Origin of the sequence: Clostridium septicum (assembly GCF_003606265.1) — a bacterium.
In the GTDB taxonomy this organism is placed as follows: domain Bacteria; phylum Bacillota; class Clostridia; order Clostridiales; family Clostridiaceae; genus Clostridium; species Clostridium septicum.
Genome location: NZ_CP023671.1, coordinates 1,469,212 through 1,481,359, shown reverse-complemented (window position 1 = coordinate 1,481,359; position 12,148 = coordinate 1,469,212). Strand labels below are relative to the sequence as shown.

Here is a 12,148-nt window from a genome sequence, read left to right as displayed (position 1 = left end):
CAAAATGGAATTACTATTATATACATTAAGAACAGTATCATATGCGATAGTTGAGCCATCACATTTACTTATACTAGTAGTATTAGGATTAGTTTTTTATACAAAAAATAAAAGAATATCAATGATGCAAAAAATGACAATAGGGGAGAGTTTAAACTCTCCCCTAGAACTTACACTTTCGCAAATAGTATTAGGAATTATTGCTGGAGCTGTAGGAAGTGTTATACTAAGTACATTAGGGATAGTATTCAACAAAAATTCAGGAATTGAATTAATATTTATGTTTTCATTATTATTACTTTTTGTAAAAAAGAGATTTGTTTGTTTTTCATATTCAGGAGCTATATTAGGGCTTTTAAGTATAATTTTTACTTTAGTATCAACAAAATTAAACATGCAATCATATATAAATGTAAATATAGTTTCATTAATGAGTTTTGTAGGAGTTTTACATATTGTAGAAGGATTTCTAGTAATATTTGATGGAGGAAGAGGAGCATTACCGGTATTTTCCAATAGAAATGGGAAAATAGTAGGTGGTTTTGCTTTTAATAGATATTGGGCATTGCCAGTAGCTATTTTTATAGCGCTTTCAGGAACAGTACCAAGCGAGACAATAACAAGTACAATTCAAACGCCGGGATGGTGGCCTATAATTAATAAGTTAGAAACATCTAAGCTATTATTAACAATGGTTGTTTCAGCAATTCCTCTATATGGAGTTATAGGATATAATTCAGTTACTTTCACTAAAGAAAAAAAGAAAAAAACTTTATATTCAGGTATTGGAATATTAATTTATGGTATTTCATTAGTTATAATATCTCAAATTGCTAATTTAGGTGTAATAGGGCAGATAATAGTTGTTATATATGCTCCTTTAGGTCACGAATTTATGATTAAAACATTAAATAAACTTGAAGAAAAAGGATCTTACATTTATGTAAGTGATGAAGAGGGAATAGCTATTTTAGAAGTATCACCTACATCACCAGCATATGAAGCTGGTATAAGAAGAGGGGATAAAATTATTAAGATAAATGATAATAAAGTTTTTTCAGAGGTAGAAATATTTGAGACAGTAAGAGATAGTATTTATGATATCAGTTTAGTGGTGAAAAGTACTTCCGGGGAAATATTAGAGCGAAAGATAAAACCTAGAAACAAGAAAATTGGAATACTTCTAGTTCCTAAAATGGTGAAAAGAGAAGATGCATTAGATATTAATAATGATGATTTTAAAAAAATATTAGATGATTTAAAGAGAAAGCATTAGTGTTTTCTCTTTTTTATATATAATAGCTTAGATTAAATTAAGTTGAAGAAGGTAAAAATAACATATAAAATATAATTAAATAATTTTAGTAGTAAACTTAAATATTAGACAATGGAGGTGATAATATGCCAGAATTTAAGATAGAATCAAAATTTAAACCAATGGGAGATCAACCAAAAGCAATTGAAAAGTTAGTTGAATCTATTAATGATGGAAATAGAGGTCAAACTTTACTTGGAGTAACAGGGTCAGGAAAAACATATACTATGGCAAATATAATAGAAAAGGTACAAAAACCTACATTAATATTAGCACATAATAAAACCCTTGCAGCTCAGTTATGTTCTGAATTTAAAGAATTTTTTCCTAATAATATAGTAGAATATTTTGTATCATATTATGATTATTATCAACCAGAAGCATATGTACCGCAAACAGATACATTTATAGAGAAAGATGCTTCAATTAATGATGAAATAGATAAACTTAGGCATTCAGCTACATCAGCATTACTAGAAAGAAGAGACGTTATTATAGTAGCATCCGTATCATGCATTTATGGATTAGGTAACCCTGATGAATATAAAAAACTAACTATATCTTTAAGGGTTGGAATGGAAAAAGAAAGAGATGAAATAATAAAGAAACTTATAGAAATTCAATATGAAAGAAACGATATAGATTTTGCAAGAGGGACCTTTAGAGTAAGAGGTGATTCTTTAGATATTATTCCAGCATCATCTTCTAATAAAGGTATTAGAATTGAATTTTTTGGAGATGAGATAGAGAGAATCAGAGAGTTTGATGTATTAACAGGTAAGATATTAGGAGAAAGAAAGCATGTTTCTATTTCACCAGCTTCTCACTTTGCTACTTCTCAAGAAGTTTTAGAAAAAGCTATAAATAAGATAGAAGATGAACTAGAAGAAAGGCTTAAGGAGCTTAATGGACAGGAAAAATTATTAGAAGCTCAAAGATTAAGACAAAGAACTAATTATGATATAGAAATGATACGAGAAATGGGATATTGTAGTGGTATAGAAAACTATTCTAGAATACTTGATGGTAGAGCACCAGGAACTCCACCTCAAACACTTTTAGATTATTTTCCAGAAGATTTCTTAATGTTTATAGACGAAAGCCATGTTACATTACCACAGTGTAGAGCAATGTATGCAGGTGACAGGTCAAGAAAAAATACATTAGTTGATTTTGGTTTTAGATTGCCTTGTGCCTATGATAATAGGCCGTTGAAATTTGAAGAATTTGAAAATAAAATAAATCAAATTGTATTTGTAAGTGCAACACCATCACAATATGAATTAGATAATTCAACTACTATTGCAGAACAAATAATAAGACCAACAGGTCTTTTAGATCCAGTTATAGAAATAAGACCTGTTGAAGGACAAATAGATAATTTATATTCAGAAATAATAAAAAATACTGAAAGAGGGTTTAGAACATTAATAACAACTCTTACAAAAAGAATGGCAGAGGACTTAACTAAGTATTTAACAGAATTAGGTGTTAAGACAACTTATATGCATTCTGATATAGATACTATAGAAAGAATGAAAATTATTAGGAGCTTAAGATTAGGGGAATTTGATGTATTAGTTGGTATAAATCTATTAAGAGAAGGATTAGATATTCCAGAAGTGGCATTAGTGGCAATATTAGATGCTGACAAAGAAGGTTTCTTACGTTCAGAAACATCATTAATACAAACTATTGGTAGAGCAGCGAGAAATTCAGAAAGTAAAGTTATCATGTATGCAGATAATATAACTAAATCTATGAATAAAGCTATTAAAGAAACTAACAGAAGAAGAAAGGTACAAATGGAATACAATGATAAACATGGAATTGTACCAAAGACTATTATAAAAGAGGTTAGAGATGTGATAGAAGCTACAACAGTAGCTGAAACTCAAGAAAGTTACGAAATTGAAAGTGTAGAAAATACAAACCCTAAAGATAAAAAGAAATTAATTAAGAAATATACAGAAGAAATGATGGAAGCTGCAAAAAATCTTCAATTTGAAAGAGCAGCAGAACTTAGAGATATAATTGAAAAACTAAAAAAGTAATTTAATATATGGTATCTATTTAAAGTTGAATTTAATTTATTAAATTCAACTTTTTCTAAATAAATAAAGAATAAAATTGATAAATTTAAAAAATCAAATTACTATAGTTATATAATATAGAATTTTAGGAGTTACTGTATGAGTATAGATGCTAAGATTATAGTTATTTTATTAGGGGACATAGAAAATGATTTATTAGATAAGGGTGAAATTAAAGAGTTATACCCAATAGTATTAAAATCAAATGATGTGGTTAGTTATATAAAAAGAAAAGAAATATATATAAATAATTTAAATATTCAAGTGTTAAATATGTTTGATTTTAATTTAGAAAAGTTAAAATTTTGTAGTGAATATATAAGAGGATATGATTTAGTTGTAGTATTATCAAATATAAAAACAAAAGATCATGAAGAAATACTTTTAAATGGAATAAAAGAGATAAAAGGAAAAGGTAAAAAGCTAATTTCTATTGTAAATAATAGAAATGAAAATTTTATCAAAAATTTAAGTAAGATTTGTGCAGTGGCTAATGTAAAGAGTTCCTCTAATGATTTTAGTTTTTTGAGTTATGTACTGTCTAAAACTATAATTCATAGTTATTCTAATATAAATACTGAAGGAATAATAGATTATTATATAACTAAAACGGGAAAAGAAGAGGGGCTTGGAAGAGGAATAGTGAATATTTTAACAGAATATAAGAATCTACAGTATTATAAGAGAATTTCATTTTCAATAATGAGCGGAAATAATATAACTATAGAAGATGAGTATCAGGTTTTTGATGTAATAAAAGAATATTCAAGAGATGATGCTTATATAAACAAATATATATATCAAGATAATTACTTTGAAGATAATTGGATAATATCAATAATATCGATAAACTAAATAATTCCTAATTTTTTTTGTTTAATATTACTTAAATAAGTTAAATAACTCTTTATAAACTTTAAAAAGATTGTTGTTTTTTTAACAATGTTGTAAAGTAATGTTGAAAAAACTCGAACTTATTTTATTTAGTAACTTAAAGAAAAAAATTAGGAGGAAAGTAAAATGAACTTTTTAGAAATTATTAAGAAAACATTAACTGATAATGCCATTATGGGAGCTATATTCTCATCAATATCAATAATATTATTAGGCTTTTATTTAAGAAAAAAAGATATAATGAATAATGCAGCATCTAAAATACTTACCAAAGTAGTTTTAACAGTTGCAATTCCAGCTTTAGCATTTACATCATTTATGAAAGATATAAATGAAAAAGAATTAAATGAAGGTTTAAATATAATGATATGGGGATTTGCTGTTTATATTTTACTTATAGTATTAACTAAGTTAATATACTCAAGAGTAAAAGGGGACAAGCAAGACGTATTAAGAGTTCTTACAATATTTGGTTCAACAACTTTCTTTGGAGTTCCAATAGTTAAGGCTGTTTACGGAGCTACTGGAGCTATGTATTCATCAATATTTAATATAGCATATAGAGTATTCTTATATTCATATGGATACATAAAAATGTCAGGTATGAAAATAGAAAAAGAAACATTTAAAAAGAACTTAAAAGAAATGTTCTTAAACCCAGTTATAATAGCTACGTTTTTAGGTTTATTTATTTGGATATTCCAAAAATCATTACCTCAAGTAGGAATTGCTACAAAAGATGGTATAGTAAACTATGCATTTTTAAGAATAGATCAAACTTTACCATGGTTATATAAGCCATTAACTTATTTAGATAAATTATGTTCACCTTTAGCATGGTTATCAATAGGGGCTACTCTAGCAGAAGTACCAGTTAAAAAAGCTGTAGGACAAAAAGATACTTGGATATACAGCGTTATAAAGATAATGTTAGTACCAGTTATAAATTTAGTATTACTAGTTGTATTAAGCAAAACAGGAATATTACCAGTTTCATTTGAAGGTGCAGCTACTACTGTGATAATGTTAGCAACACCAACAGCTACTGTTGCAGCAGCTTATGCAATAAGCTTTGATAAAGAAGCCATATTATCATCAAACTGTTCATTATTATCCACATTATTTGCAGTTGTATGTATGCCATTGTGGATAGTTGTGTTAGAAATAGTTAAAAATATTGGATTATTTGCTTAGTAGGAGGTCCTTAATATGTCAATTAAATTAGTTTGTTATGGAGTTAGAGATACTGAAGTACCATTTTTTCATAAATTAAATAAATATGGATATCAGTTAGTATTAGTTAATAAAAATTTAGATCATGAAAATGTTAAGGAAGCTTTAGGTGCCGAAGCAATAATGGTTAGAGGTAATTGTAAAGCTGATAGACAAAACTTAGAACTATTAAAGTTACATGGATTAAAAACAGTTTTAACAAGAACTGTTGGATTTGATCATGTGGATTTAGAAGCAACAAAAGATTTAGATTTAAAAGTTGCTAGAGTCCCAGGGTATTCACCAAATGCTATATCAGAATTAGCAGTAACATTAGCAATGATGCTAGTAAGAAATACAGCTTATACAACTAATAGAACAAAAGATAAGAACTTTGTAGTTGATTCACAAATGTTTAGTAAAGAAATAAGAAATTGTACTGTTGGGGTTCTTGCATTAGGTAGAATTGGATTAACAACAGCTAAATTATTTAAGGGATTAGGCGCAAATGTTATTGGATATGATGTATTTCAAAGTGATGTAGCTAAAGAAGTTGTTGAGTTTAAGAGTTTAGATGAAGTGTTAGCAGAATCAGATGTAATAGCAGTTCATACACCATATATAAAAGGTCAAAATTATCATATGATAGATGATGAATTTATAGCTAAAATGAAAGATGGGGCTATATTAATAAATACAGCAAGAGGAGAAGTTCAAGATTTAGATGCTATAACAAGAGCATTAGAATCAGGAAAACTAGGCGGTTTTGGAACGGATGTTATAGAAGGTGAATCAGGTATATTCTTTAATAATTTAACTGGACAAACTATAAATAACGCTTCAGTTGAAAAATTAATAGGAATGTACCCTAAAGCTTTAGTAACTCCACACATGGGTTCATATACAGATGAAGCTTTAAGAAATATGATTAGTATATCTTATGATAATTTAAATGATATAATAGAGACGGGAAATTCAAAAAACGAAATAGCATAATAAAAAATTCCTAGAATTTTAATATAATTCTAGGAATTTTCTTTAATTATAAAATGTGATATATTTTATTTTTAAAGAAAGTTAAAATTTGTGAGGAGAGAGTATGAAGTTTAAACTAAGTTTCAAACAACAAAATATGATCTTAGCAACAATTATAGCATTAATTCAAGTAATGATTTTACAAACGTTATTTATAGATGATAAAATAAAGACTTTAAATAAAAATATAAAAAGTGACTTGTACACATCAGCTATTTATATAAGTAAAACACCGTTTATAAAAGAAAAACTTAAGAATAGGGAAAATGACTATGCTATTCAACGATTTACAAAAGAGTTAATAGAAGTAAATGGGAATATAGACATAATAGTAGTAGCAGATATAACTGGGGAAAAATATTCTCATTTAGATGAAAGACAAATAGGAGAGATATTTAAAAATCCAGATAAAAAGGATGTTTTAGAAAAAGGGATTGGTTATTATTCAAGTATGACTGGATCTATGGGTAAAACCTTAAGATATTTTGAACCAATATTTTATGATGGCCAGCAAGTTGGATTTGTAATGGTAGGAAAATATGAAACGGAAATAAAAGGATTAATGAAAAATATTATAGTAGTATTTATTGTTTTATTTGTAATTTCATTAATAGTTAACTTGCTTTTAGCAAATTGGTTTGCTAAAAAGATAAAAAATAAAATATTTGGAATGGAACCAGAAGAAATAGCTAGACTATATACCCAAAAGGAAATCATATTAAATAATATAAAAGAAGGAATAATAGCATTAGATAATAGGGATAAAATAATAGAAGTGAATAATGCATGTTATTATTTATTAAAAGATTTTGATGAAGAAAAAATTTTTGGGAAAATATTACCTTATATAAAAAAAAGAGAAGTTATAGAGATGAAGGAATTTATAATAGGTGGAGAAAAAGTATTTTTATCAATTTATCCTATGATTGGAGTACAAGGATATTTAGGTTCAATAATTACTATTATAGATAGAAATGAAATAAATAAAATAGCTAAGGAAATAACAGGGGTAGATGAAATTATTCGGAATTTAAGAGCTACTGTGCATGAATTTAAAAATAAATTACATGTAATTTTAGGTCTTATAAAAATAGAGGAATACGATGAAGCAAGAAAATATATTATAAATACTCAGGAATCTCAAGAATCAGTTGATGGGAAATTTATAAATATAGAAGATAATTATATAAAAGGTTTATTAGTTAGTAGGCAATTAGTAGCAAATGAAAGAAATATAAACTTTGAAATAGATAATGAATCTAATTTATATGAAAAACATAAACAAATTGAATCCTATGATTTAATAACAATAATAGGAAATTTATTAGAAAATGCTTTTGAAGCTTGTCTTTCAAGTAAAAGAGAAGATATGAAAGTAGATATTTCCATAAAGGAGAATAATGAAAAAATATTTATTAAAGTAAAAGATAATGGAGTTCCAATTAATGAAGATATAAAAAATAGTTTATTCATGCAAGGAGTATCATCTAAGGGAAAAGGACGTGGTTTTGGTTTATCATTAATAAAGAGTAGGGTGGAACTATATAGTGGTAATATCAAAATAGATGAAATTAAAGATACTAAAATATTTATTATTGAAATTAACAAAGGAGAGGGTTATGAAAAAAGTAATGATAATTGAAGATGATCCTATGGTAGCTCTAATAAATAGAAAGTATGTTGAATCTATAAAGGGCTTTTTAGTAGAAGATGTAGTATCAGAAAAGGATAAGGCTATTAAAATATTAAAAAGCAAATCCATAGATCTTATTTTATTAGATGTGTATTTACCAAAGGAAAATGGAATTGAAATATTAAAAGCAATTAGAGCTGAAGGAATATTAGTAGATGTAATAATGATAACAGCTACTAATAAGGTGGAAAAAATAAAATGTGCCTTTGCTTATGGTGTAGTTGATTACTTAATAAAACCATTTGAATTTGATAGATTTCAGGAAGCTATTAATAAGTTTTTAGCAAAAGATAATTTATTAAAAGAATGTACTGGTATAAAACAAAAGCAAATTGATAATTTATCAAAAGTTGAGATTACTTTAGATTTACCAAAAGGATTAAATGAAAAGACGCTTAAAAAATTAACTGACTTTTTAGAGGAAAACATAGGTACTATATGGACAATAAGGGAAATTGCTAGTGAATTAGGTATAAGTAATGTAACTATAAAAAAATATATGGAGTATTTGGAGGAAGTAGGAAAGGTATCTTCTACCATAACTTATGGTAATATTGGAAGACCTGAATATAAATACGAATATAAAAATAGTATGGTATAATATAGGTAAATATGGTAATGAGAGGGGATGCTAAATTATGGACTATAACAAATACAAATATGTAGGATTACTCGGATTATTTTCTTTAATTGGGTTAAGAGCATTTTGGTCACATGAATATATGTATTTATTAGCCATGATTAATTTGGTTTGGTTTACATTTTTTTATGAAAATAGCTTAGTCTATAAGAAGACATTAAAGGTTTCAAAATAGAATCTTTAGATTATAAATTAATATTAATAGTTTTTGTAGATAAAAAGATAATTTATTTTATAAATATAAATTATCTTTTTTTATTCTTATAATATTTTAAGTAATAATTTTTATTAACAAGGTATAATTGACAATAAATATAAAGAAATTTACAATGTAATAAAGAATGTTTGTTCGAGATTATTTTGAAATGAATAAGTAAAAACTAAGATTATAAATGAGAAAAGGGGCATTAACATAATGAAAGATAAAATTATTATAAAAGGAGCTAAGGTTCATAACTTAAAAAATGTTTCTCTAGAGATACCAAGAGATAAATTAATAGTATTTACTGGGCTATCTGGCTCAGGAAAGTCTTCTTTAGCTTTTGATACTCTTTACGCAGAAGGTCAAAGAAGATATGTAGAGTCTTTATCTTCCTATGCAAGACAATTCTTAGGTCAAATGGATAAACCAGATGTTGAATATATAGAGGGTTTATCACCAGCTATATCAATAGATCAAAAAACTACAAGTAAAAATCCACGTTCAACAGTTGGAACAGTAACAGAAATATATGATTATTTAAGATTACTATATGCAAGAGTGGGAGTGCCGTATTGTCCAAAATGTAATATAGAAATTTCTAAACAATCTGTTGATCAAATTGTGGATGGAGTAGTTACTCTTGGAGATAAAACTAAGATTCAAGTTTTAGCTCCAATAATTAGGGGGAAAAAAGGGACTCATGAGAAAGTTTTAGAAAATATAAAGAAAAATGGTTTTGTAAGAGCTAGAGTAGATGGGGAAATATATGATCTAACAGAAGAGGAAATTTCCTTAGATAAAAATAAAAAACACAATATTGAAGCCGTAGTAGACAGAATAATTCTTAAAGAAGGTATAGAAGGAAGATTAAGTGACTCTATAGAGACAGCGCTTAAACTTGCAGAAGGATTAGTAGTTATAAATGTAATAGGTGGAGAAGATATTTTATTTAGTGAAAAGTTTGCTTGTCCAGAATGCGGATTAAGTATAGATGAAATAGAGCCAAGATTATTTTCATTTAACTCACCTTTTGGAAAATGTGATTATTGTGATGGTCTTGGAAGTTTAATAGAATTAGATGAAAATTTAATAATACCAAATAAAGAATTAAGTATTTTAGAAGGTGCAATAGCTACTTGGGGAGACGGAAGATTAAAAGATGATTCTTGGACATTTGCTATATTAAAAGCTTTAAGTGAAGAATATGATATAGATTTAAGTAGACCAGTAAAAGAAATGCCAAAAGAACATATTGACTTAATTCTTTATGGAACAAAAGGAAAAAAATTAAATGTTATTTATACTAAAGAAGGAGTAAAAGCTCAATATTCCTATGCTTATGAAGGTGAAATTAACTCTTTAAAGCGAAGATATAGAGAAACAAATTCAGATATAATTAAAGCTGACATAGAGCAATATATGAGTAATAGTTATTGTCCTAAATGTAAAGGAGCAAGATTAAGAAAAGAAGCTTTAGCAATAAAGGTTGGAAGTAAAAATATTTATGAATTTGTTAAAATGCCTATTAGAGAAGAGCTTGAGTACTTAGATTCTCTTGAGTTTTCAGAAAAAGATAAAATTATAAGTGATCAAATAATTAAGGAAATAAGTAGCAGGTTAAACTTTTTAATAGATGTAGGATTAGATTATTTAAATTTATCAAGAAATTCGGGAACATTATCTGGAGGAGAGTCACAAAGAATAAGACTTGCAACTCAAATTGGATCAGCTCTTATGGGAGTGTTATATATACTTGATGAACCTAGTATAGGATTGCATCAAAGGGATAATGATAGATTAATTAAAACTTTAAAAAACCTAAGAGATGTAGGAAATACTGTTATTGTTGTTGAACATGATGATGATACTATAAAGGAAGCAGATTATATAGTAGATATAGGGCCAAGAGCTGGTGAGCATGGTGGTGAAATAGTTGCTGCTGGACCAATAGATGTAATTAAAAATTGTGATGATTCTATAACTGGTCAATATTTAACGGGAAAAAAAGAGGTTAAGATTCCAGAGAAAAGAAGAAAAGGAAATGGTAATAAGATAAGTATAAAAGGTGCTAAAGAAAATAATTTAAAAAATGTAAATGTAGATATACCACTTGGAACTTTAACTATGATTACTGGAGTTTCTGGTTCAGGAAAAAGTACTTTAGTAAATGAAATACTTTATAAAGGATTAAATAGAATTGTAAATAGAAGCAAAAATCCAGTAGGAGCACATAAAGAGATTAAAGGTGCAGAATTTATAGATAAAATCATAGATATAGATCAAAGTCCTATAGGAAGAACTCCAAGATCAAATCCAGCAACTTATACAGGAACTTTTGACATAATAAGAGAATTATTTTCAACGACACCTGAAGCTAAAATGAGAGGTTATAAACCAGGTAGATTTAGCTTTAATGTTAAAGGCGGAAGATGTGAGGCTTGTTCAGGTGATGGAATAATTAAAATAGAAATGCAGTTTTTATCAGATGTATATGTACCTTGTGAGGTATGTAAAGGAAAGAGATACAATAGAGAAACTTTAGAAGTTAAATATAAAGGAAAATCTATAGATGATGTTTTAAATATGACAGTAGAAGAAGCATTAAAATTCTTTGAAAATATTCCAAGAATAAAAAATAAGCTTGAGACATTAAATGATGTAGGACTTGGATATATAAGATTAGGTCAACCATCAACACAGTTATCTGGTGGTGAAGCACAAAGAATTAAACTAGCATTCGAATTATCAAAAAGAAGTACAGGAAAGACATTATATATTCTAGATGAACCAACAACAGGATTGCATATAGATGATGTAAATAGATTAGTAGAAATTCTTCAAAGATTAGTTGAAGGAGGAAATACTGTAGTAGTTATTGAACATAATTTAGATATGATAAAGTGCGCTGATTATATTATAGATCTTGGTCCGGAAGGTGGAGATAAGGGAGGAACTATAGTAGGAGTTGGAACTCCAGAAAAAATAAGCACTTTAGAAAATTCATATACAGGCAAATATCTTAAGAAGATGTTAAGATAATTACTTAATACTTGTTATTTTATTC

The 12,148-nt window shown here is 27.1% G+C and carries 9 protein-coding genes; all 9 read left to right on the top strand.

All coding sequences use genetic code 11. The features are described from left to right. Positions 1-4 precede the first annotated feature (4 nt). The 9 genes from CP523_RS06500 to uvrA all read left to right on the top strand — a co-directional run bounded on the left by CP523_RS06500 (position 5) and on the right by uvrA (position 12,123). Positions 5-1,276, top strand: coding sequence for a PDZ domain-containing protein (locus CP523_RS06500; RefSeq protein WP_066677439.1), 1,272 nt, complete (start codon positions 5-7; stop codon positions 1,274-1,276). A gap of 125 nt (positions 1,277-1,401) precedes the next feature. Beyond that, positions 1,402-3,369, top strand: a complete 1,968-nt coding sequence (uvrB, locus tag CP523_RS06495; protein WP_066677438.1) for an excinuclease ABC subunit UvrB — start codon at positions 1,402-1,404, stop codon at positions 3,367-3,369. Positions 3,370-3,507: 138 nt separating this feature from the next. Next, positions 3,508-4,263: a hypothetical protein gene (locus CP523_RS06490; protein ID WP_066677436.1), complete on the top strand. Its 756-nt coding sequence runs from the start codon at positions 3,508-3,510 to the stop codon at positions 4,261-4,263. A gap of 165 nt (positions 4,264-4,428) precedes the next feature. Further along, complete coding sequence (locus tag CP523_RS06485) at positions 4,429-5,496, top strand: AEC family transporter (protein WP_066677434.1); 1,068 nt, start codon at positions 4,429-4,431, stop codon at positions 5,494-5,496. Positions 5,497-5,511: 15 nt separating this feature from the next. Next, on the top strand, positions 5,512-6,510 hold the full coding sequence (locus tag CP523_RS06480; RefSeq protein WP_066677431.1) for a 2-hydroxyacid dehydrogenase: 999 nt from the start codon (positions 5,512-5,514) through the stop codon (positions 6,508-6,510). A gap of 103 nt (positions 6,511-6,613) precedes the next feature. Continuing rightward, entirely contained in the window at positions 6,614-8,191 is a 1,578-nt protein-coding gene (locus CP523_RS06475) for an ATP-binding protein (RefSeq protein ID WP_066677427.1), read from the top strand. After that, the gene (locus CP523_RS06470; protein WP_066677426.1) at positions 8,169-8,843 is read left to right on the top strand and encodes a response regulator; all 675 of its coding nucleotides are present in this window, start codon (positions 8,169-8,171) and stop codon (positions 8,841-8,843) included. Before CP523_RS06475 ends, CP523_RS06470 begins: the two co-directional genes overlap by 23 nt. A gap of 37 nt (positions 8,844-8,880) precedes the next feature. Beyond that, a complete protein-coding gene (locus CP523_RS06465) occupies positions 8,881-9,057 on the top strand; it encodes a hypothetical protein (protein ID WP_120140713.1) in 177 nt (58 codons plus the stop codon). Positions 9,058-9,297: 240 nt separating this feature from the next. Then, entirely contained in the window at positions 9,298-12,123 is a 2,826-nt protein-coding gene (gene uvrA, locus CP523_RS06460) for an excinuclease ABC subunit UvrA (RefSeq protein WP_066677425.1), read from the top strand. Positions 12,124-12,148 lie beyond the last annotated feature (25 nt).

Bases quoted from the DNA above. Each gene is read 5' to 3' on its own strand.
- CP523_RS06475 (WP_066677427.1), top strand. From the start codon at position 6,614: ATGAAGTTTAAACTAAGTTTCAAACAACAAAATATGATCTTAGCAACA.
- CP523_RS06470 (WP_066677426.1), top strand. From the start codon at position 8,169: ATGAAAAAAGTAATGATAATTGAAGATGATCCTATGGTAGCTCTAATA.
- CP523_RS06480 (WP_066677431.1), top strand. From the start codon at position 5,512: ATGTCAATTAAATTAGTTTGTTATGGAGTTAGAGATACTGAAGTACCA.
- uvrA (WP_066677425.1), top strand. From the start codon at position 9,298: ATGAAAGATAAAATTATTATAAAAGGAGCTAAGGTTCATAACTTAAAA.
- CP523_RS06490 (WP_066677436.1), top strand. From the start codon at position 3,508: ATGAGTATAGATGCTAAGATTATAGTTATTTTATTAGGGGACATAGAA.
- CP523_RS06500 (WP_066677439.1), top strand. From the start codon at position 5: ATGGAATTACTATTATATACATTAAGAACAGTATCATATGCGATAGTT.
- uvrB (WP_066677438.1), top strand. From the start codon at position 1,402: ATGCCAGAATTTAAGATAGAATCAAAATTTAAACCAATGGGAGATCAA.
- CP523_RS06465 (WP_120140713.1), top strand. From the start codon at position 8,881: ATGGACTATAACAAATACAAATATGTAGGATTACTCGGATTATTTTCT.
- CP523_RS06485 (WP_066677434.1), top strand. From the start codon at position 4,429: ATGAACTTTTTAGAAATTATTAAGAAAACATTAACTGATAATGCCATT.